The organism is Dietzia sp. 2505, assembly GCF_040546785.1.
Lineage (GTDB): Bacteria > Actinomycetota > Actinomycetes > Mycobacteriales > Mycobacteriaceae > Dietzia.
In genome coordinates this window covers 106,568-126,763 of the sequence record NZ_JBEPON010000003.1, presented here as the reverse complement: position 1 = coordinate 126,763, position 20,196 = coordinate 106,568, and the positions used below count along the sequence as shown (strand labels likewise).

Annotated in this window: 20 protein-coding genes; 10 read left to right on the top strand and 10 right to left on the bottom strand. The window is 71.8% G+C overall.

Annotated features, from left to right (window positions below; all coding sequences use genetic code 11):
* Positions 1–66: 66 nt before the first annotated feature.
* Genes murJ through ABIE38_RS07465 form a run of 3 tightly spaced genes read right to left on the bottom strand, consistent with a single transcriptional unit; the run spans position 67 to position 5,857 of the window.
* The gene (gene murJ / locus ABIE38_RS07475) at positions 67–1,902 is read right to left on the bottom strand and encodes a murein biosynthesis integral membrane protein MurJ (protein WP_354055003.1); all 1,836 of its coding nucleotides are present in this window, start codon (positions 1,900–1,902) and stop codon (positions 67–69) included.
* A complete protein-coding gene (locus ABIE38_RS07470; RefSeq protein ID WP_354055001.1) occupies positions 1,899–4,454 on the bottom strand; it encodes a hypothetical protein in 2,556 nt (851 codons plus the stop codon). Before ABIE38_RS07470 ends, murJ begins: the two co-directional genes overlap by 4 nt.
* A complete protein-coding gene (locus ABIE38_RS07465; protein ID WP_354055000.1) occupies positions 4,451–5,857 on the bottom strand; it encodes an NUDIX hydrolase in 1,407 nt (468 codons plus the stop codon). The genes ABIE38_RS07470 and ABIE38_RS07465 overlap by 4 nt, the downstream gene beginning before the upstream one ends.
* 109 nt (positions 5,858–5,966) lie before the next feature.
* On the opposite strand from ABIE38_RS07465, the gene ABIE38_RS07460 reads away from it, so the two are divergent.
* The 4 genes from ABIE38_RS07460 to ABIE38_RS07445 all read left to right on the top strand — a co-directional run bounded on the left by ABIE38_RS07460 (position 5,967) and on the right by ABIE38_RS07445 (position 10,363).
* Positions 5,967–6,299 (top strand): putative quinol monooxygenase, encoded by a 333-nt coding sequence (locus tag ABIE38_RS07460; protein WP_354054998.1) that lies wholly within the window; start codon positions 5,967–5,969, stop codon positions 6,297–6,299.
* Positions 6,300–6,369: 70 nt separating this feature from the next.
* Positions 6,370–7,893: a CCA tRNA nucleotidyltransferase gene (locus ABIE38_RS07455; protein ID WP_354055550.1), complete on the top strand. Its 1,524-nt coding sequence runs from the start codon at positions 6,370–6,372 to the stop codon at positions 7,891–7,893.
* Positions 7,890–9,167: a glycosyltransferase 87 family protein gene (locus ABIE38_RS07450; RefSeq protein WP_354054997.1), complete on the top strand. Its 1,278-nt coding sequence runs from the start codon at positions 7,890–7,892 to the stop codon at positions 9,165–9,167. The genes ABIE38_RS07455 and ABIE38_RS07450 overlap by 4 nt, the downstream gene beginning before the upstream one ends.
* A 107-nt stretch (positions 9,168–9,274) precedes the next feature.
* Positions 9,275–10,363: a hypothetical protein gene (locus ABIE38_RS07445; protein ID WP_354054995.1), complete on the top strand. Its 1,089-nt coding sequence runs from the start codon at positions 9,275–9,277 to the stop codon at positions 10,361–10,363.
* Here the strand turns inward: ABIE38_RS07445 and ABIE38_RS07440 are convergent.
* Positions 10,313–11,698 (bottom strand): MFS transporter, encoded by a 1,386-nt coding sequence (locus tag ABIE38_RS07440; protein WP_354054993.1) that lies wholly within the window; start codon positions 11,696–11,698, stop codon positions 10,313–10,315. The two genes, ABIE38_RS07445 and ABIE38_RS07440, sit on opposite strands and share 51 nt — an antisense overlap.
* A gap of 73 nt (positions 11,699–11,771) precedes the next feature.
* On the opposite strand from ABIE38_RS07440, the gene ABIE38_RS07435 reads away from it, so the two are divergent.
* The gene (locus tag ABIE38_RS07435) at positions 11,772–12,404 is read left to right on the top strand and encodes a YqgE/AlgH family protein (protein WP_354054991.1); all 633 of its coding nucleotides are present in this window, start codon (positions 11,772–11,774) and stop codon (positions 12,402–12,404) included.
* A 4-nt stretch (positions 12,405–12,408) separates the two neighbouring features.
* On the opposite strand, the gene ABIE38_RS07430 is transcribed toward ABIE38_RS07435, so the two are convergent.
* A complete protein-coding gene (locus ABIE38_RS07430; RefSeq protein WP_354054989.1) occupies positions 12,409–12,960 on the bottom strand; it encodes a DUF4188 domain-containing protein in 552 nt (183 codons plus the stop codon).
* Between the two features lie 116 nt (positions 12,961–13,076).
* Between ABIE38_RS07430 and ABIE38_RS07425 the strand changes: the two genes are divergently transcribed.
* Both ABIE38_RS07425 and ABIE38_RS07420 read left to right on the top strand, forming a co-directional pair.
* Positions 13,077–13,727 carry a MerR family transcriptional regulator gene (locus ABIE38_RS07425; protein WP_354054987.1) on the top strand — a complete coding sequence of 217 codons (651 nt, stop codon included), beginning with the start codon at positions 13,077–13,079 and terminating at the stop codon, positions 13,725–13,727.
* A gap of 47 nt (positions 13,728–13,774) precedes the next feature.
* Entirely contained in the window at positions 13,775–14,980 is a 1,206-nt protein-coding gene (locus ABIE38_RS07420) for an MFS transporter (protein ID WP_354054985.1), read from the top strand.
* 22 nt (positions 14,981–15,002) lie between these two features.
* Here ABIE38_RS07420 and ABIE38_RS07415 read toward each other — a convergent pair whose 3' ends face one another.
* Both ABIE38_RS07415 and ABIE38_RS07410 read right to left on the bottom strand, forming a co-directional pair.
* Entirely contained in the window at positions 15,003–15,440 is a 438-nt protein-coding gene (locus ABIE38_RS07415; RefSeq protein WP_354054983.1) for a VOC family protein, read from the bottom strand.
* On the bottom strand, positions 15,437–16,312 hold the full coding sequence (locus ABIE38_RS07410; RefSeq protein ID WP_354054981.1) for a helix-turn-helix domain-containing protein: 876 nt from the start codon (positions 16,310–16,312) through the stop codon (positions 15,437–15,439). Before ABIE38_RS07410 ends, ABIE38_RS07415 begins: the two co-directional genes overlap by 4 nt.
* A 64-nt stretch (positions 16,313–16,376) precedes the next feature.
* Between ABIE38_RS07410 and ABIE38_RS07405 the strand changes: the two genes are divergently transcribed.
* Together ABIE38_RS07405 and ABIE38_RS07400 are read left to right on the top strand one after the other, a co-directional pair.
* The gene (locus ABIE38_RS07405; RefSeq protein ID WP_354054979.1) at positions 16,377–17,081 is read left to right on the top strand and encodes an AzlC family ABC transporter permease; all 705 of its coding nucleotides are present in this window, start codon (positions 16,377–16,379) and stop codon (positions 17,079–17,081) included.
* The gene (locus ABIE38_RS07400) at positions 17,078–17,428 is read left to right on the top strand and encodes a branched-chain amino acid transporter permease (RefSeq protein WP_354054977.1); all 351 of its coding nucleotides are present in this window, start codon (positions 17,078–17,080) and stop codon (positions 17,426–17,428) included. Before ABIE38_RS07405 ends, ABIE38_RS07400 begins: the two co-directional genes overlap by 4 nt.
* Positions 17,429–17,490: 62 nt before the next feature.
* Here the strand turns inward: ABIE38_RS07400 and ABIE38_RS07395 are convergent, their stop codons facing one another.
* On the bottom strand, positions 17,491–18,738 hold the full coding sequence (locus ABIE38_RS07395) for a cytochrome P450 (protein WP_502914749.1): 1,248 nt from the start codon (positions 18,736–18,738) through the stop codon (positions 17,491–17,493).
* Between the two features lie 68 nt (positions 18,739–18,806).
* Here ABIE38_RS07395 and ABIE38_RS07390 point away from each other — a divergent pair, with 68 nt between their 5' ends.
* Positions 18,807–19,259: a MarR family winged helix-turn-helix transcriptional regulator gene (locus tag ABIE38_RS07390; RefSeq protein WP_304816738.1), complete on the top strand. Its 453-nt coding sequence runs from the start codon at positions 18,807–18,809 to the stop codon at positions 19,257–19,259.
* A gap of 18 nt (positions 19,260–19,277) precedes the next feature.
* Here the strand turns inward: ABIE38_RS07390 and ABIE38_RS07385 are convergent, their stop codons facing one another.
* Both ABIE38_RS07385 and ABIE38_RS07380 read right to left on the bottom strand, forming a co-directional pair.
* Positions 19,278–19,823: a GNAT family N-acetyltransferase gene (locus tag ABIE38_RS07385; RefSeq protein WP_354054973.1), complete on the bottom strand. Its 546-nt coding sequence runs from the start codon at positions 19,821–19,823 to the stop codon at positions 19,278–19,280.
* A gap of 77 nt (positions 19,824–19,900) precedes the next feature.
* Entirely contained in the window at positions 19,901–20,188 is a 288-nt protein-coding gene (locus ABIE38_RS07380; RefSeq protein WP_182615412.1) for a hypothetical protein, read from the bottom strand.
* Between the last annotated feature and the right edge of the window lie 8 nt (positions 20,189–20,196).

The following is a 20,196-nucleotide window of genomic DNA, read 5'->3' as shown; positions in this document are numbered from 1 at the left end:
GGCCGTCCAGCCGATCTGACCGCTCCTGACCCCCCGAGTGTACGTTCCGCACGTCCCGGGACACGACTATCGCCTCAGACGCCCCACCAGGCCCCGCAGGACGGGCGTGACGGCGTCCAACTCCGGTAGACGTGACCGGGACAGGATCAGTCCGGTGACCACGAGGGTGATGACCGCCGCGAGCCCGGCCCGGAAAACGTACCCGATGCTGCCGACCGAATCCGTCAGCACGTCCAGGGGCAGGAGGGTGTCGACGGCGAGGGCGACGAGCGCGCCGGCAGCCGACGCCCCGAGGGTCCAGACCGCCGACCTCGCGGTCTCACGCCCGCGCAGGGAGCCGAGCCTGCGGCGCAGCAGGATGTATCCGGCCACCGCTCCCACCACCCAGCCGATCCCGTTGGCCAGGGCGAGGCCGATCACCACGTGGGATCGTTCGTTCGCGACCAGCGGGACGATGAGCGACAGGACCACGCGGACGATGGTGATCGCGAGGATCATGACGGTCGGGGTCCAGTAGTCCTCGCGCGCGTAGAACACCCGCTGCTGGAGCAGGACCACCGCGTACGGCACCAGGGTGAACGCCCCGAAGGCCAGCGTGAGGCCGAGGATGTCGGCGTTCTGGGCATCGAAATTGCCGTACCGGAACAGGCCGGTCGCGATCGTCGGGCCGAAGGCGGTCATGAAGGCGATGATCGGCAACAGGCCGAAGAGGGACAGCCGGGTGCCGAGCGAGATGTCGCGCACGACCGCGTCCGTCCGCCCGGCGACGCCGTTGTCGGCCAACCGCGGGTTGATGGCCGTCAGGAGGGTCACGCCGATGATCCCGTACGGCACCTGGAGCAGCAGCCAGTACGTGCCGTAGATGGCGATGGCCGCCTCGTCGGCGGCGGAGCCGATGCGGTTGGTCATGACCAGACCGACCTGCGAGATGAAGACGTAGGACAACCCGGCGAGGGCGTTGCCCCCGAACTGGCGGATCCGGGGGTCCAGCCCCCACTGGGGTCGCAGGACCACGCCGGCACGGCGCAGCGCGGGCAACAGGACCGCGGCCTGCACCACCACGCCGAGGGTCGTGCCCAGGCCGAGCAACAGGATCGGGGCGCTGAGGAGGTTGACCGGGGCCGCCGGGTCGATGCCGCTCCCGACGACGGCGAACAGTGCGAGGGTCGCGATGGCCACCAGGTTGTTCCACACCGGGGCCCACGCACCGGGTCGGAAGATCCCGTTGTAGTTGAGCACGGCGAGCATGACCGAGAAGACGCCGTAGAAGAAGATCTGCGGCAACAGCAGGAAGGCGAACGCGGTGGCGAGGTCCGTGTTGACCTCACCGTCCCCGAGGTTGAGCTCGGTGAGCAGGGGCGCACAGGCCACCGCCACCACCGTCGCGACCAGTGCCAACAGGGCGGTGGCCGTGAGCAGGCGCCGGATGAACGAGACCCCCCCGTCCGGGTCCTCCTGGGCCGCCCTGGCGAGCAGGGGCATGAACATGGCGGTGAGGACCGACCCCAGGACGAGCTCGGTGATCATGTTGGGCAGCGTGTTGGCGGTGTTGAACGCCGAGGCCACGGCGGGGCCGAGAATGGTGAGGATGAGGATCATCCGGACGAAGCCGGTGATCCGGCTGGCGAGGTTGGCCACGGCCATCGACCCCGTGGACCGCATCACCGAGGCGTCGGAGGAGTCCCGCGTGGTGGTGCCGGTCCCCCCTCCCCGGGTCGCCGGACCCGATGGGATCGGGACCACGGGGTCCACGGGCACCGAGTCCGGCGCGAACGAGTCGGCGACCGGTGGCGGCGAGACGGGGCCTGGCGAGACGCAGCTCCCGGATTCGCGGCGGCGGCCCCGCAGCCCGGGATCCGGCCTACGCAGCCCGGGTTCGGGGGAACCCTGCTCGTCGTTCACGGTCGATGCCCTTCGTCCGCGGGGTCGAGGATCCCCCGACGGTAGCGCAGGTACCGGCGGCCTCCCAGGACGAGGGCGAGTGCGGCCGCGGCGATGGCGAAGCCCTGCGCGACGGGATACCCACCGGACTGGACCGAGAGTTCGACCGGGTCGGACAGTCGCGTCCCGTCCGGTCCGTGGAGGGAGAAGACCACGGTGTGGCGGACCCCGCCCTCGGAGTCGGACTGGGTGGGGACCTGGAGGGTGCGGGAGCCCGCGGCCGGGATCTGGATGAGGCCGACCGGGTCGACCGTGATGTCCTCGGGCGCGGTGACGGTCACGTCCACGCGCACGGGGAACGGCAGCGCGTTGCGGGTCACCAGCATGAGCGGGCTGTTGGGACTCGCCATGGTGAACACGCTCCCCGGGGTCAGGAGATCGACGCGTGCGAGCGATGCGGTAACAGTCTCCCCGAGCCGGGTCAGTCGGGTCGCACCACGGTCCCGGGCGGCAGCACCGGTCCCCGTCTCGAGGGTGAGACCGTCCCCGCCGGCGCGTCGACCGGTCTCCGAGATCGCCCGGAGGGCGTCGCCCACCAGCGGGTCGAGGTGCGCGGACGCATCCGCCGAGGTCGGATCGGAGGTGTCCACCAGCGATCGCAGGGTCGCCGTTCCCGAGAGCGCCCCCGCCAGTCGCCGGACGGTGTCCCGTCCGGGGTCGTCCGCGAAGGGGTCGGTGAGGCCGGGGTCCGCCGCTCCGGTGGGGTCCTCGGCGAGGCTCCCCTCGGGGATCGTGACGGGACCGGTCAGCCGTTCGGTCAGCGGCACCGCGCGCATCCGGCCTGTGGAGAGCTGGTCACCGAGGGTCTCGAGCAGTGAGTTCGCGGACTCCTCGTCGACGTCCCAGACCTGGGGTGGAACCGCGAGAACCCCCTGGCCGGCCACGGCGGCGCCGTCTCCCACGTCGGCGCCGTCTCCCGCGGTGGAGTCGGTGGCGGCGTCGATCACCGGGGCCAGCAGGGCCGCCCGGGCGTCCTGCAGCCGGGCGACCGGGGAGTCGACGGCGAGCCAGTACCGGGTGGCCGGGTCCGAGTAGCGGGGGTTCTCCGGCATCTCGCCGGTCGCGGCGAGCGAGGCCCCCACGGTGGCCGAGTAGGTGAGCGCCCGCCCGCCGTCGGGCCCGGCCAACCCGACCACCCCGGTCGGCGGGACCAGCCCGGTGTCGGTGCGGGTCGACGGGGCGGCGACGACCGCCGTCCCCCCGGCGGCGGCCAGCCCCTGCGCGGTCCCGGGAGCCAGCGTTCCCGAGGCGGGGATCAGTACATCCGGGACCGGGGCCACGTCGAGGATCCGTTCCACCGAGTCCGACCGGTCGAGCGCGGCCGACGTCAGGGCGGTGGACCCGACGGCGGAGACCATGTCGAGATCGGCCTGCGCGGCCGGCAGGGTCACCACGCAGCCGCCCTCGGCCAGTGCCCGCAGCTCGTCCAACCACCGGGAGGCGTCCCCCGCCGCGGCCTCGTCGACGGTGGCGGACCCGTCCTCGCCGTCGACCGGGTAGCCGCCCCCGGGATCGCGGGATCCGTTCCCCTCATCGATCACGACAGCACGACCCTCCGCGATCTCGGCCACGGTTCCGAGTAGATCGGGGTCGACCGCGAGACAGGTCGCCCGGCGCAGGTCCCCACCTCCGGGTGCGTCGAAGGCGGTCGACGCCGCCCGGACCAGCCCGCTGAGCCGTCCGTCCTCTGAGAGGTCGCGGAGCAGCGATCCGTCGGTGAGGGCCACCACCGGTTCGGGACCCGCCTCGCCGGGGACGAGGGCGATCCGGGAGGGCGAGGCGGCCAGCGGCCAGAGCACGGTCAGCGGGACGGGTGCCGGGTCCGGCACGTCCGCCGGCGCGGCGGCGCCCACCTCGTCGTCGTCGACGCCGGGGAGCGGCGCGGGAGGTGGTGCCTCCAGGACGGGGAGCAGCGTGCGGGCGTCGTCGAGACGCGCCGGCGATCCGCCCTCCGGGGTGCCGTTGACGTTGACCAGGAGGGGGTAGACGCCCGGCTCCGTGAGCTGCAGGTCCGGACCGGGGTTGCCGGGGATCTCGCGCGCGGGCATGGAGACCCGGTACGGCACCGACTCCCCCGGGGCGAGGGTCACCGCCGCCCTCAGGAACTCCCCCTGGACGGGGAACGACGGTTCCGACCACACCAGGGGCTCGCGGACGGACTCCGCGTCGGGAGCGCGGGGGCCTCGCTGGAGACGGACGTCCACCGACTCGAGCGGGACGTCGCCGACGTTGATGATCGTGCCCGACACGGTCACGGTGGGCACCCCGGCCACCGTGCCGACGGCCACCTGCCCGCCGGCCCCGGCGCCGTCGAGGACCCGGGGCGTGACGTCGTCGATGGTGATCCGTGCGAGCGCCGGAGCCGGGTTGGGGATGTATCCCGCGTCGATCGCCTGCTCGGGGGTGACGGCTCGGACCGGTGGCACACCCCACAGCGGGGCCGATGCCAGCGCCGCGCACAGCGACACGGGGACGACCGCCCTGAGGAGCCGTCCACCCGGCCGCCGGTTCACGGCCGTGACTCCTCCGGATCGTCCCCGCGGGGCCGGCCGCCGCGCCCGCGGCCCGACCCGGGCCGGATCTCGGCTGCCTCCGCCGGTGTCCCGGCGGTCGCGGATCGGCGGACCGGTTCGGGGCCGCCCGCGCGTCGCGACGGGTCCACGACCTGGGAGTTCTGCGCTACGGGGGACTCCCCCGCGAGCTCGGCGCGGGCGAGCTCCGGCAGCAGCGACCGCGCGGACTCCACCAGCCGCCGTTCGTCCGGATAGGCGAGCCGCCTGGGAAGATGGTCGAAGGCCACCCACGCGACCTCGGTGATCTCCGGGTCCTCGTCGCACAGCTCGCCGTGGTCGTAGCGGATGAGGTGGTGATGGACGGTCTTGTGGATCCGGCGGCCCTCGGCGACGAACCAGTAGTCGATGGTGCCGAGCGGGGCGAGCACCGTCCCGTCCACGCCGGTCTCCTCGAGAACCTCGCGACGGGCGGTCTCCTCCACGGTCTCCCCCGGCTCGATGTGCCCCTTGGGCATCGACCACAGCATGCGCCCGCGCCGGTCCAGGCGTCCGATCAGCGCGACCTCGAGACGGGAGAGGTCGGGTTCCGCACCCGCCGCCGCGGCCTGTCCGAGCCCGCGGACGACGAGTCCGCCCGCCGAGGTCTCGAGCACCGTCCGCAGGCGTTGACCGTTCCGCGGGTGCCGCCCGCCCCCGCGACCGCCGCGGGGGTTCTTGGTGCCGGTGCCCTTCGCACCGGGCACCTTCGACCCGGGCTTCCCGCCCGGCTTGGACCCGGACTTGGCCGAGTTCTTGGTCCCCGACTTGGCCGGAGCGGCGGCGCGGGAGGGGGTCGAGGTCGCGGACTGGGCGGGTCCGGACCTGGGTCGGTTCTGGGTGCGGGGGTGGCGCGGGGACGGGCGGGCCGAGGTGGCGCCGGCGGTGCCGTCGCCGGACCTGACCGTCTGGATCGACTGCGCGGAGGTGTCGTCGCCCTGACCGGGGTTGTTCTGCTGGGCCTCGGGGGTCCTGCCCTGGCCGCCCCGCCGGCCCCGGCCACCACGGCGCCGGCGCCGACCCTGACGGGCCTGACCGCCACCGGACTGGCCGGACTGCCCGGGTTGGCGCGACTGGCCGGACTGTGCGGGTTGACCGGACTGCGCGGGTTGACCGGACTGATCGGGTTGGCCGGATCTGCCGGGCTTCTGGCTCTTACCGGCCTGGCCGCCGTGGCTGTTCCGGCTGTGCTGGGTCTTGTCGCGCCCCTGCGCGGTCCGCTGACCGTCGGAGCGCTGGCCGGAGCTGCGTTCAGAACCCTGACCAGCGGAATTGGAGACGGGCGTCCCGGATCCGGCGGCCCGCCGTGCACGACGCCGCCGCGGCGGGTTAGCGCGCGGTTCGACGGGGCGTTCGGCTTCGGACACCCATCGATGCTACCGGCCGGTGTCGCGTGTTCCGTAAATCGTCGGCGTGCCGCCCGCGGATACGGTCAGGTCGGGTGTCGGCGGGCGAGCCACCGCTAGAGTCCGCGGCATGAGCTCAGGATCCGCAGGCCACGCCCTGGTCCTCCGCCACCGGGCCAAGCCGGGGCGGCGGGACGAGCTGGTCGAGGTGTGGCTCAGGCACATGCCGGAGGCGGTGCAGGCGAACGACGGGCACCGGGCGTACGTGTTCTGCGCGTCGCACGCGGACCCCGATGTCCTGCTGGTGTTCCAGCAGTACCGCGACGCCGCCGCGGCACAGGAGTTCCTCGGCAACCCCGCGTACCTGGCGTACCTGGAGGAATCGGGTGACCTGCTGACCGGCCCCCCGGAGGTCGAGGCCGTGGAGCCGCTGTGGTCCAAGGCGGCCGGACCGACTCGGTAAGGTCTCCGCTGTGACAGCCCGCAACCCCCACCCTGACCCGCGCGCCTCATCGGACCGACACGACGCGGCGGTGTTCTCCGGACTGCAGGACGGGCCGGGGACGCCGCCCGACCCGGCGGAGTCCGAGGCACGGCGGGTGCGGCTCCTCGCGGGCGCCCAGACCACCCTCAACGACCACGCGGACGTGCTGGCCCCGCTCGCGGCCGCGTTCGGCGAGGCCGGCCACGAGCTCTACCTGGTCGGCGGAAGTGTGCGCGACGCCCTCCTCGGCCGACTCGGCACGGATCTGGACTTCACCACCGACGCGCGACCCGACACGGTCCGCGAGATCCTCGAGTCCTACGCGGACACCGTGTGGGACACCGGGATCGAGTTCGGCACCCTGTCGGCGGTCAAGCACGATGCCTCCGGTATCGAGCAGCAGATCGAGATCACCACGTATCGCGCGGACTCCTACGACGGGGTGACCCGGAACCCAGAGGTGGTCTTCGGCGACACCCTCGACGGTGACCTGGTCCGCCGTGACTTCACGGTCAACGCCATGGCGGTGCGCCTGCACCCCGACGGGCGCCACGAGTTCTGCGACCCGCTCGGCGGGATGGACGCTCTGCTCGCCGGGGTACTGGACACCCCCGCCGCCCCGGAGCAGTCGTTCTCGGATGATCCGTTGCGCATGCTGCGCGCCTGCCGGTTCGTCTCCCAGCTGGGCTTCTCCCTCGCGCCGCGGGTGTTCCGGGCGATGACGGAGATGACCGCCGAGATCGACAGGATCACCGTCGAACGGGTCCGCGCCGAGTTGGACAAGACCATCCTCGGCGACTACCCGATCGACGGGATCAACATGCTGTGTGAGGCCGGACTGGCGGACCGCGTGCTCCCCGAGGTACCGGGGATGAAGCTGGAGCGCGACGAGCACATGCAGCACAAGGACGTGTACTGGCATTCGCTCACCGTGCTCAAGCAGGCCATCGACCTGGAGCCCGAGGGGCCGGACCTGGTGCTGCGCTGGGCGGCGCTGCTGCACGACGTCGGCAAGCCGGCCACACGCGCGGCCAAACCCGGCGGCGGTGTGACGTTCCACCATCACGAGGTGGTGGGTGCCAAGATGGTGCGCAAGCGGATGCGCGCCCTCAAGTACTCCAAACAGATGATCGAGGACGTCTCGGGACTGGTGTTCCTCCATCTGCGATTCCACGGGTACGGCGAGGGGCAGTGGTCCGACTCGGCCGTGCGCCGGTACGTCTCCGACGCGGGCCATCTGCTCCCCCGCCTCCACCGGCTGGTCCGGGCGGACTGCACCACGAGGAACAAGCGACGCGCGGCCAGGCTCCAGGCCAGCTACGACTCCCTGGAGCACCGCATCGCCGAGATCGAGGAGAAGGAGGACCTGGCCCGGGTCCGGCCGGATCTCGACGGCAACGAGATCATGACGTTGCTCGACCTTAAGCCCGGGCCCGACGTCGGCCGCGCGTGGGCGTTCCTCAAGGAGTTGCGCCTGGATCGCGGACCGTTGGACCGTGACGAGGCGGAGGCCGAACTCCTCCGCTGGTGGGCCGGGCAGAGGGACCGCCCGGAGAACGGCGACCCGGCGTGATCGGCGGCGCGGTCGACCGCTATCTCGCCTCGACCGCGGGCAGGGCCGTGGCCGCCGTCCTGGCGCTGCTCGGCACGCTGCTCCACACGATCGGCATACCGGGTCTCCAGCAGATCCCCCCGTACCGCATCGACCTGGACGTGTACCGGGTCGGCGGGCAGGTCTTCCGCGACGGAGGCGAGCTCTACGGTCAGCTCCCCCGGCTGGCGGAGGGGGCCGAGCTCCCCTTCACCTACCCCCCACTGGCGGCCCAGATCTTCTCGCTGTTCACCCTGGTCCCGCTGGGGGCGGCATCGGTCATCATCACCCTGGCGACCGTCGCGGTGCTCGCCTACGTGGTGCAGCTCGTCCTCACGCGCACCTGTGACCGCCCGACCGGTGAGCTGTGGTGGATCACGGTCGCCGTGATGGCGGTGGCGCTGTGGTTCGGGCCGGTGCGCGAGACGATCGGGTTCGGGCAGGTCAACGTGTTCCTCATGGCGTTGGTGCTCGTGGACGTGATCCGCGGCCGGGGCCGCTGGTGGGGTGGGACTCTCACCGGTCTGGCGATGGCGATCAAGCTCACCCCCGCCGTGTTCCTTCTGTACTTCGCGCTGCGTCGCGACTGGCGGGGCCTGGGGACGGCGGTCCTCGCCGCGCTGGCCTTCACCGGCATCGGACACCTGTTGACCCCGGACGATTCGGCCCGCTACTGGTCGTTCGCCATCCGGGATCCCGCCCGCATCGGCGGGTTGTCCTTCTCCTCCAACCAGTCGGTCAACGGGCTCGTTCACCGACTCGGTCTCGAGGACACGGCGGCGACGGTGGTGTGGTTCGTGGTGTCCGCACTGGTGGGACTCGGTATCGCCTGGGTGGCGTGGCGGTTGCTGCGTCGCGGCCACGAGGTCGCCGCCGCGGTCGCGGTGGGGTTCGTCGCCCTGTTCTGCTCGCCGGTGTCCTGGGGACACCACTGGGTGTGGTCGGTGCCGGCCGTCGTGCTCACGGTGGTGTGGGCGGCACGTGCCGCCGAGAGCGACGACGACGAGCGCGGCTGGCTCGTCCTGGCCGGGTCCGGCATCGTGGTCTTCCTGACCACACCGCAGTGGTGGTTCCCCCACGACGAGGGGCGTGAGCTCGCGTGGGGGCCGATCCAGCACCTCGTGGGTGACGCCTACCTCCTCTGGGCGGTGGCCTTCCTCGTCGTCGTCGGCGTGCGGGCCGCCCGGCTCGGCGATCCCGACCGGGACGGCGATCCGGACACTCCGGCGCTCCTCGTGCGCACCAGTTCCCGCTGAGCGAGGCCGTCAAGGGTCGGGGGCGGCGCTGTGGAGAGCGGATCGGTTGTCCACAGATCGTCGCTCCGCTCTGGCCCGGCCCGGCCGTCCGCGACACCATTCCGGGCATGGACTACTTCTTCGGAGACGGCGTCGGTGAGCCGACGCAATGGCAGGGTGCGCCAGAACTCACCCTCGGGACCGGTGCCGCGGACGCGCTGTGGCTGGACTTCGACGGCGACGGGTACGTCGACGACGCACTGTGGGACTCGGACCTCGACGGGGTCGCGGACCGAGTGGTGACCGACGTGGGGACCGGTGCCCAGGAGGTCTACTCGGACGCCGGTGGCCGCGGGGTGTGGAACGTGTTCGCAGGTGGGGCCGGTGCATTGGCGGCGGGGTCCGTGGGGGCGGGTTCGATCGGCGCAGGGTCGATCGGGGCGGGCTCTGTCGGTGGTGGCTCTGTCGGTGCCGGCTCTGTCGGCGGGGGCTCTGTGGGCGCCGGCTCTGTCGGCGGGGGTTCCGTCGGTGGGGGTTCAGTCAGCGGGGGTTCCCTGGCGGCGGGGTCGCTCGTTGCCGGTGCTGCGGGAGCGGGTGGGCTCGTGGACGGCGCGGTGACGGCCGGTTCGGAGGCGCTCGGCGCGCTCCCGGACTGGGGAGCACTGCTCGCGGACACCGTCGGATCCCTCGATCACGGTTCGCTCGAGTCGGAGTGGGCCAGGTGGACCGCTCCCCCGGTCGTCGAGCCGGCGCCGGGACCGCCGGCTCCACCCGCCGATCACGTTCCGCCGCCCGCGCCCGGGCCGTCAGGTCCCGTGCAGGGGGGAACGGCCCCCGATCCCGCTCCCCCGGTAGTCGAGGTGGACGGCTCGCTCACCGTGGACACCGGCAGTGGGTTGATGTCCGTCATGGACGCGAACGGTGACGGCCACCTCGACATGGCGCTCCCCCACGGTTCGGTCGACGTGGGCACCATCGACGCCGGCGCCCTGGGCGCGGGGTCCGCCGCCGCCGGCTCGGCGGCAGCCGGGTCCGCAGCGGCGGGCTCGGTGGGTGGCGGGTCGGTCGGCGGAGGCTCGGTGGGAGCCGGCTCCGCCGGAGCGGGTTCTGTGGGAGTCGGTTCCGTCGGGATGGGCTCGGTGGGTGCCGGCTCGGTCGGTGCCGGGTCAGTCGGCGGCGGTTCCGTGGCCGCCGGCTCGCTCGGGCTCGGGTCCTGACCGGAGGCCCACCGCGGCGGCGATCGCGGCCGCGACGGCGTACAGGGCGACCGGCACCAGCATGAGGGGGACGGAGCGGCCGTCGGCGGGGACGAACGGCAGGACGGCGACCATCCCCACGACGAACGCCGAGTTGAACAGGGCGTCCTGCAGTGCGAACACCCCGCCGCGGCGGGCGTCCGGGACGTCGGTCTGCATGGCGTTGTCGGCGACCAACTTGACCACCTGCGCGCCGAGCCCCAGCGCCAGGGCACCGGCCACCAGCGCGGTGGGGTCGAGGGTCGGCCCCACCGCCGACTGGGCCACCGCGGACACGGCGGCGCCGGCCGCCACGACCAGGATCCGGCGGGTCCGCGAGATGGCCCACGGGGTGACCACCGCGGCCAGGCCCATCCCGGCGGCGACGGCGGCGGAGAGCAGGCCGAACCCGCCCATCCCGGCCACCACCGGGCCACCTCCCCCGTCGGACTCCGCGTCGCGCAACAGCAGGACCGCGAGCATGGTGGTGATGCCGAACGCGGCCCGGCCGAGCGTGACCCCGGCCAGCGCGACCCAGACCAGGGCTGTGGAGCGGGCGGCCCGCACGCCCTCGGCCAGTCCCCCGGCGAACAGCGCCACCGCATCCCGCGTCACGCCGACTCCGGTCCCGGTGCCGGATTCGTCGTCGTCGGGCCCGAGGTGCCGTGGGGGAAGCGCGAGTATGGCCCACACCCCCAGGACGGCGGTGAGGACGGCGGGCACGAGGGTCCACGAGACGGCGGCGTCGCCGGCGCCGAGCACCGCCAACACCGCGAACGCCGCGACCGCACCGACCGCCGTCACCACCGACCCGACAGTGACGAGGACCGAGTTGGTCGCGGCGAGGATCCGATCGGGCACCACCCGCGGCATGGCCGCGGTCATGCCGGTGTTGATGAGCCGGCCGAGGCCGATCGCGACCAGGGACAGCCCGAACAGCGCGGCCAATCCCGCTCCCGAATGGACGGCACCCACGGCGATGAGAGCGATCGTGGCGACGATCGCCAGTGTTCTGACGAGTGCCGCCACCGCCACCACGACCCGCCTGTCCCAGCGGTCCAGGGCGGCGGCGGCGAAAGGGCCCACGATCGAGTACGGCAGCAGCATCACGGCGAACCCGCCCGCGATCGCCGCCGGTGTGGTGGCGGTCTCGGGGCTGAACAGAACGATTCCGCCGAGCGCGGCCTGGTGGATCCCCTCGCTGAGCAGGGCGGCCAGGCGCGCGGTGGACAGGCGGCCGAGACCGTCGGACTCGCGCAACGCCGTGGCCAGGCGCCCGCGCGTCGAATCGGCCGGTCCTGCGGACAAGGAGGTCACGGGAGCCACCGTAGCGAGACCCGATGGAGGGGACGCGGATGTGGGCGCGCGGTGGCGCGGGCATCATGGGGACATGGACACGGGACCGGACGATCTGAGTGGCGGGGGCCTCTTCGGCGACCGCCTCTACGACGCGATGGACAAGCGGGATCCCGTCGCCGGTTCATTGCTCATCGCGGCGCCGGACATGCCGGACCCCAATTTCCGGCGCGCCATCATCTATGTGATCGAACACGACCATTCCGGTTCTCTCGGCGTGGTGATCACCCGCCGGAGCGAGACGCCGGTCGAGACGATCCTGCCCGGCTGGGCCGAGATGTGCGCGCCACCGACCGTCTTCCACATCGGAGGCCCGGTCAAGCCGGACACCGGGATCGCGCTGGTCGTGCTCGGGTCGGGCGTCGACGGCGAGATGCACCCGGGGCTGCAGCAGATCGAGGGCCGGGTCCACGTGGTGGACCTCGACAGCGAACCCGACCTGCTCCGCGACACCGTGGAGGGGATGCGCGTCTTCGTCGGCTACACCGGCTGGGCGCCAGGGCAGCTACAGGGAGAACTCGACCGCGGCGACTGGTACGTGGCCCCCAGCCTGCCGAGTGATCTGCTCGCGCCGGCGCACGTGGACGTCTGGGGAACAGTTCTGCGTCGGCAGGAGATGCCTCTCCCCCTCTACGCGACCTTCGTGAACGACGGGGACGTGAACTGATCGGTCAGCCGTCAGACGGCGGAGTGCTCCTCCTGCTCAACCGCTCGCGCGCGGTGGTGCCACGCCGGCGGAGTGGGACGGTCCCCGTCGCGGTGGCGAGCCCCACCCGGGCGCCATTGCCGTAGAAAGTCTCGACGCCCCCCTCGTCCACGACGTAGGTCTCGTGCCAGATCCCCACGGCGCCGGGGTTTCTCCGCGCCTTGGCGTTGAAATCGCGCCACGCGGGCAGGTGCGCTCGGTCGGTGTCTCGTGCGTACGCGTAGAGCTGATCGACGGAGTTCCAGTACTGGACGACCCAGGGGCCCTTCGCGCCGAGCAGGGTCTGGGCACCGAGGAATCCCAGGTCCTCGGCCTCTCCCCGGTCGGCCGCCGCTCGGTTGCGCCCCAGTTCGGCGAGCATCACGGGCATCGCGCGGAACACGGGTAGCCACAGGTCGGGGCGGAAGGGGCGATGGATGGTCATGCCGATGTGAAAGACGACGAGGCCGCCGTCGCGGGCGTGGGTGACGGGCATGGAGCGCTTCCGGGTCGGTTCGGTGGGCGTGTTCGTGGTCATGTCGACTCCTCTGGATGCTGTCGGCATGTCCTGTCGACGGCAATTGGATACTTCGAGTATCCAGTATTGGATACTGCTACTCTCTAGATGTCAAGGATCGATGTGCGAGGTGATGCGTGAGGATCTCGGAACTCGCCGAGGTCACGGGGACGACCGTGGCGACCCTGAAGTTCTATCTGCGACGGGGACTGCTCCAGCCTGGGCGGACGGTGACCCGCACCCAGGCTGAGTACGGCGCCGAGCACGTCGACCGGGTCCGGTTGGTCAGGGCGTTGTCCGAGGTGGGCGGCCTGGACCTTGCCGCGGTGGGTCGCGTGTTGGAGGCGATCGAGGGCCCGGGTCTCGGTCGGCTGGACGTGATGGCCACCGCCCAGCACGCGCTGTCGGGGGGGCGGGAATGCGATGGGCGGGATTGCGAATCCGAGGGCGAGAGCGAGGACCTGTTACGCGGCGATGCACGCACTCGCGACTGGATCGCCGCCCGTGGGTGGCAGGTCGACCTGCGAGACGTCGCCCTCGATCGACTCGCCGCGGCATGGAGTGCCTGTGAGGGCGCCGGTCTCGGCCTGGACGAGGGCCGTCTCGACGCCTATGCCGACGCCGTCGAGCGGATCGCCACCATCGACGTCGCCTCGGTTCCCCCGGACCCGGCGGCAGCGGTCCGTCAGGTGGTGCTCGGAACAGTGCTCGTCGAGCCCGTTCTCGCAGCGCTGCGCCTGCTCGCCCAGCAGCACACGGCGATCTCCCAGGACACCAGATCCCACTAATTGGAACAATGTAGTCAAATTGTAGGATCACGACTACTCTCCCGCTGGTGAGAGCACGAGCGCACGGTGAGACGCGGGTCGCCCCACGACAGTGGGCCATCCTGGGCGTCGGCACACTCGCCGCGTCCTCCGCCTCGGCGTTCGTGGCGGGCGTGGCCTTCCTGCTCCCCTACCTCCACTCGGAGACCGGTCTGTCGCTCCCCGCCGCGGGCGCGCTCGTGGCCCTGCCCTCGGTGGGGACCGCATTCACTCTCGTGGCCTGGGGCTGGCTCGTCGACCGCGCCGGAGAGCGACTCGTGCTCGTGAGCGGATCCGTTCTCACCACGGCCGCCCTAGTCGGCGCGCTCGTCACCCCGTCACTGATGCTGCTCGCCGTGTGTTTCCTGCTCGCGGGCGCGGCCTCCGCCTCGGCGGCCTCGGCGAGCGGTCGACTGGTGGTGGGATGGTTCCCCGCGGAACGACGCGGGATGGCGATGGGCGTCCGCCAGATGTCGCAACCCCTCGGAGCAGCGATCGCGGCGATGTCCATGCCGGCGCTGGCTGCCTCGCAAGGTCTCCGGGCAGCGCTGGCGGTCCCTCTGGCGATGGCTGCCGTCTCGGCGGTTGCGGCGCTCGTCGTCGTCACCGATCCTCCCCGGCCGGACCGCCACGACCCCGCGTCAGCCACCCTCGCCAGGTCGCCGTACAGGGCCTCCCGCTACCTGCACCGGATCCACGGCGTCTCGGTGCTGCTCGTACTCCCCCAGGCGCTCATGCAGTCGTTCATGCTCGCGTGGTTGGTCCTCGGGCACGGCTGGTCGCCCGTCTCGGCGGGCGCGGTGGTGACGGTCGCGCAGCTGCTGGGGGCGGCCGGACGCATCGTCGTCGGGGTGATCTCCGACCGCGTGGGCTCGCGGCTGACACCGCTTCGCGCCGTGGCCGTGTCGGTCTCCGTGGGCCTGGTGGCCCTGGCGGCCGCAGAGGTCTTCGGTGCTCCCGGAGCACTTGCCGTGGCCCTCGCCGTGATCGCGACGGTCCTGTCCGTGGCGGACAACGGCCTCGCCTTCACGGCGGTCGCCGAACACGCCGGTCCCCATTGGAGCGGGCGCGCGCTCGGCGTCCAGAACACCGCGCAGTTCCTCGCGATCTCGGCGATCACCCCGGTGTTCGCGGCGGGGATCGACCGGTGGGGTTACGGCCCGGTCTTCGCCGGAGCCGCGGTGGTGGCCGCACTGGCCGTGCCTGTCGTGCCGCGCGCCGACCGGGGTCGGTGAACCCGACCGGTGTGCCCGGCCGTCACCCGGTGACCGCGCCGGGTGCAGGTTGTCCCCGGTACTGCCCCACCGACCACACGTTCCCCTCGGGGTCCCGCACCGAGAACCCGTGGTCGCCGTAGTCGGTGTCGCGCATCTCCATGACGATCTCGGCCCCCGCCGCCCGGGCGCGCTGGTAGACAGCGTCGGAGTCGGCCGTCACCACGTAGGCGAGACCGGAGCCCACCGGTGTGGCGTGTGGGTCGTCTGGATCGCGTTGGTTGTCGCCGAGCATGACCCCGCCGCCCTCGGGCCAGAGCAGCTCGGCGTGGACGATCTGGCCCTCGTCGTCGGTATGAGAGGCGGTCTCGATGAAGCCCAGGGCCTCGACGAGCCAGTCGATCACAGTGCGGGCATCTGTGCACTGCAGGCAGTGCCAGACGGTCGGGGCGGGTGCGGCGCCGGGTTCGTGTGTACTCATGCGGGTGAGTCTCCTCCGGGATCGGGTGGCCAGGCTTGGATGTTTCGGAACTCTTCCGCGATCCAGTTCGTGGGTGAGGTGCCCGCGTACCGCCGGTAGGCGGCGTCGAGGTGGGCGTGGTCGGCGTACCCGTGGTCGTGGGCGAGGTCGGCCAATCGGAGCCCGTCGGGCCGTGGCCCCGAGGCCACGCGCACGGCCTCCCGCAGGGCCGAGTGAGCTGCCTCGAAGCGCAGTAGGTCGGCGAGCGCCTTGGTCCCGATTCCCAGTTCGGCCCTGCAGAGCGTCGACAGATGGCGGGCCGTCACCCCGACCTCCGATGCCACCCGGGACACCCGCATCCGGCCCCCGGAGGCCTCGAGCAGTCGCCACGCGCCCACCACCTCCCGGCGCGGCCCGGGTACGCGCTCGTACCTGTCCGCCGCCGAGGCCAGGCCCGTGGCCACGAGGTCAGCGCGGTCACGGGGAGGCGCCGACGCCACCCGCGAGTGAAGCGCCCGGACGCGGGAACCGAGAACGTCCTCACCCTCGTGCGTGAGCTCGGAGAGAGCGGCCGCCGGCATCCCGAACAGGCGCCGCGCGGCGAGGGGGTGCACCGCGACCTGGACGCCCTCCTCGCGGTCGGGCCGTTGCAGGTAGACGGGCCGGGTGTGGAACCCGCCGAGGCACACGTCGTGGCGCACTCCCTCCTGCCGGGCCCACTCCGCCAGAGAGTACGAGCACAGCAGCGGAGAGTCCGTGGCAACGACGAGGGTCAGGGTGGAGGAGGGCAGCCCCCGGTGTGGTGGCCGCTGCGCCCGCGGGCCGGTCCCCTCCACGGCATACGAGATGAGCCGCCTCACCCCGGGCGGCGGAGTGGCCTCGCGCACGCTCACGCCACCAAGTGTGCCCCGTCCCGTCGGGGGTGGCCAGACCCTCGCTGTCGCTACACTGCTCCGCGTGCCGTCCACCCCCTCTACCAGCGCAGAGATCCGCAAGGGTCTGGCCGACTGCTCGACAGTCGGACTCGGTCTGGTCCCCCTGGGACTGGCGTTCGGGGTCCTGCTCACCCAGGCGGGATTCGCGTGGTGGTGGGCCCCGGTGTTCTCCGTGGTGATCTACGCCGGGTCCATGGAGTTCCTGGCGATCGGTCTGCTCACCGCGGTCACTCCCCTGTACTCGCTGGCCGCGGCGGCCTTCCTGGTCAACTTCCGCCACGTCTTCTACGGGCTGAGTTTCCCGTTGGACGCCATCCGCTCGCGGCTCGGCCGCCTCTACGCCGTCTACGCGCTCACCGACGAGGTCTACGCGATCACCGCCACCAAGCGGCGCACGGAGATGACGGGGGCGCGGACGTTGACCATCTCCCTCACCTGTCAGACGTTGTGGGTGGTCCCCGGCGTCGTCGGCGCGCTGGTCGGGGCCGCTCTGCCCGCCGGACTGGACGGTCTCCAGTTCGCGCTCACCGCGCTGTTCGCCGTCCTCGCGGTAGACGCGTGGCGTGCCTCGGGAGACCTGCCGGCACCCGTGATCGGCCTGGTGTGCGGTCTGGTGGCGGCGTGGCTGGCGCCGGAGCAGATGCTGATCGTGGGGCTGTGCGCGTTCGTGGCCGTCCTGATCGCGCGGTACGCGTGGGCGACCCGCGAGGATCGCGAACCGGTATGAGCCCGCCGTTGACCGGTGCCCCGGTGCCGGGAGCCGGCTATCTGCTCGCCGGGCTGGGAGTGATGTTCGTCGTGACGATGGCGCTGCGCGCTGCCCCGTTCGTCGCGCTCACCCGGCTCCGCGACTCGCGGGTCGTGCGCTACCTGGGTCGCACGATGCCGGCCGGGGTGATGGTGGTGCTGGTGGTCTACACCCTGCGCGACACCACCGCCGAGATCGACTCCTGGCTGCCCGCCGCCGCGGCACTGGCGCTCACTCTGGCTGTGCACCTGGTGTTTCGGCGGGCGGCGGCCAGCATAGTCCTGGGAACGGCGACCTACATGGTTTTGCAGGCCTGGCTCGGGTGACACCGGCCCCGCGGCAGCCGGGTGGCCCCCCGAGCCGCCCCGGTCCGGTCGTTCCCGGCAGGTCAGTGGGCCACGGGACAGGTGCCCAGGTCGACCTTCCACTCGGTGAGGCCGTTGAGCCAGCCGGACCGCAGTCGCGTGGGTTCGCCCAGCGCGGTGAGGTCGGGGAAATAGTCGGCGACGGCGTTGAAGATGATCTCGAGCTGCATCTTCGCCAGGTTGGCGCCGAGGCAGTAGTGCGGGCCCTGACCGCCGAAGGTCACGTGCGGGTTCGGGTCGCGGAGGATGTCGAACGTGAACGGGTCGTCGAAGACCTCCTCGTCGAAGTTCGCCGATCCGTAGCAGATCAGCACACGATCCCCCTTGGCGATGGACACGCCCCCGATCTCGACGTCCTCCATGGCGGTCCGCTGGAACTGGGTGATCGGTGAGGCCCACCGCAGGATCTCGTCGTAGGCGCTCTCGGGGCGCTCGCGCTTGAACAGCTCCCACTGGTCGGGGTGCTCGAGCATCGCGACCATGCCGTGGGTGGTGGCGTTGCGGGTGGTCTCGTTGCCGGCCACGGACAGCAGGGTGACGAACCAGCCGAACTCCTCGGGCGACAGGTGCTCTCCGTCGACGTCGGCCTGGACGAGCTTGGTCACGATGTCGTCCCGCGGGTTGGCGGCACGGTCCTCGGCCATGGTGTTCGCGTACCCGATGAGCTCCATGGACGCGATGGCGGGAGCGTCGGGGTCGCCGCCGGCGTCGTAGCTGGTCATGATGTTGGACCACTCGAAGATCTTGTGGCGGTCCTCCTGCGGCACGCCGAGCAGATCCGCGATCGCCTGCAGCGGGAGTTCGGAGGCGATCGCGGTGACGAAGTCGTCGGCGTTCGACTCGGCGGCGGCGGTGACGATCTTGCGTGCGCGGTCGGCGAGCTCGTCGCGCATGCCGGCCACGCCGCGCGGGGTGAACCCGCGGGAGATGATCCGGCGGTGCTTCTTGTGGATCTCGCCGTCCTCGTTGACCAGCATCGACCGCTGGGCCTCGATGATCGAGCGGTCGGTTCCCTCGGAGAACCGCGGGATCATCGTGTTCTCCCCCGCGGAGAACAGCTCGCCGGTGAGGCGGGAGATCTCCTTGACGTCGGCGTGCCTGGTGACGAGCCAGTAGTGGTCGTCGTCGAAGCCGTCGGACCCGGGACGCTTGTCGACACGGCGGATCGGTTCGGTCTGCCGCAACTGGCGCCACTCCTCGTGCGGGAGTCGTTTCTCGAACAGGTCCGGGTCGGTGAAGTCGAATCCTGCTGGGATGGTCACGTTCACGATGTCTCCTGCGCCTCGTCCACCGCCGGTCGGCAGGTGTGGGAAAGGTGAATAGTGGTAACTATATACACGTGGCACTGTCTGGGAGTGAGATTCTCGATCGCGCGTTGATGCTGGCCGAGGAGATGTCGGGTTCGATCGAGCGCGCTGCGGCGAACTACGGCCTCACCGTGCCGCGGCTGGAGTTGCTGTTCGTCCTGGGGCTCGAGGGCGAGTGCAAGCAGGTGGAGCTGGCGACCTTCCTGGACTGCTCACCGCGCCAGGTCACCGCACTCGTCGACGGACTGGTCGCCAGTGGGCACGTGGTCCGGACCATGCCGCCGGACGACCGGCGGGTCCGTCTGGTCAACCTCACCGACGAGTCGCGGCGGATCGTGGAGGAGGTCGTGTCGGCGCGTGTCGCGCTGGCGGAGTGGTTGTTCGACGGGCTCGACGACGACGAGCTGCAGGCATTCGGGGCCGTCTCGGAGAAGCTGGTCTCGCGAATGGGTGGACGGTCACTGAGCCGGCTGACCCAGCAGTGAGTCGGGAGGAACAGTGAGTCAGGCCGTGCAGGCCGCGCAGCCGGTGTCCTCCCGCGCGTACTCGACGAACCCGCGGGACAGGTAGTTGGGGATCGCGGCCGGGGAGTCGTCCCCGCACGTGTGCAGCCAGACCCTGCGGCACCCCGGGACCAGCCAGGCGATCCGGACGGTCTCGGAGAGGAACCATCCGCCGAGTCCCAGGCCGGCGAAGCGGGGGAGCAGGCCGAAGTAGACGATCTCGACATCGACCCCGTCAGCCGGGTCCTCCTGGCCCGGGCCCGGCTCGTCCCCGCACGGGCTCATGCGTAGCTCGGCGAACCCGGCGGCCTCGCCGCCCCGGGTCGCCCGGAAGGTGGTGACGCAGGGGTCCGCGCAGTAGGAGGCCCATCGTCCGTCCGACCAGTCGAGGCGGTCGGTCCACTTCCAGTCGGCGCCGATCTCGCGGTACATCTGTGAGTTGAAGGCGGGCTCGGCCGGGAAGACCCGAGAGATGGTCAGGTCCGCGCGGCGAGCCGGGCGCAGCCATGACGCGTCGGTCTGCTGCAGATAGGTCACGCTGGTCATCGCGCTATTCAAGCACCGAAGCCCTGCGGCGTCCCAACCGGAGCCGGGACGTAGCAGGGCGCGGTGGACGCCTGGCGTCAGTTGACGGTGAGGTGCACTCCCGGAATGTTCAGTCCGTTGACGGCTCCCGCAACAGCGGCCGCGCCGTTGTTGAAGCCATCCGCACTCGCACTCTGTAGACCCGCGCCGGTGAACGGATTGGCCGCGGCGGCTCCACCCAGTCCGAGAGCGGAGACGGCGCTGCCGGTGCCGAGTCCGGCGGCGCCGATACCGGCGGCGAGTGGAGAGATGCCGAGTGCAGCGGCGGGACCGAGGTACGGCAGGATCGCCGCGCCGAGGCCGATGAGCAGGGTGATGGGGTCCATGGTGGGTC

Excerpts from the sequence above, each read along its gene's own strand:
- ABIE38_RS07460 (WP_354054998.1), top strand. The coding sequence starts at position 5,967 with ATGAGCTCAGGATCCGCAGGCCACGCCCTGGTCCTCCGCCACCGGGCC.
- ABIE38_RS07445 (WP_354054995.1), top strand. The coding sequence starts at position 9,275 with ATGGACTACTTCTTCGGAGACGGCGTCGGTGAGCCGACGCAATGGCAG.
- ABIE38_RS07435 (WP_354054991.1), top strand. The coding sequence starts at position 11,772 with ATGGACACGGGACCGGACGATCTGAGTGGCGGGGGCCTCTTCGGCGAC.
- ABIE38_RS07430 (WP_354054989.1), bottom strand. The coding sequence starts at position 12,960 with ATGACCACGAACACGCCCACCGAACCGACCCGGAAGCGCTCCATGCCC.
- ABIE38_RS07415 (WP_354054983.1), bottom strand. The coding sequence starts at position 15,440 with ATGAGTACACACGAACCCGGCGCCGCACCCGCCCCGACCGTCTGGCAC.
- ABIE38_RS07400 (WP_354054977.1), top strand. The coding sequence starts at position 17,078 with ATGAGCCCGCCGTTGACCGGTGCCCCGGTGCCGGGAGCCGGCTATCTG.
- ABIE38_RS07385 (WP_354054973.1), bottom strand. The coding sequence starts at position 19,823 with ATGACCAGCGTGACCTATCTGCAGCAGACCGACGCGTCATGGCTGCGC.
- ABIE38_RS07380 (WP_182615412.1), bottom strand. The coding sequence starts at position 20,188 with ATGGACCCCATCACCCTGCTCATCGGCCTCGGCGCGGCGATCCTGCCG.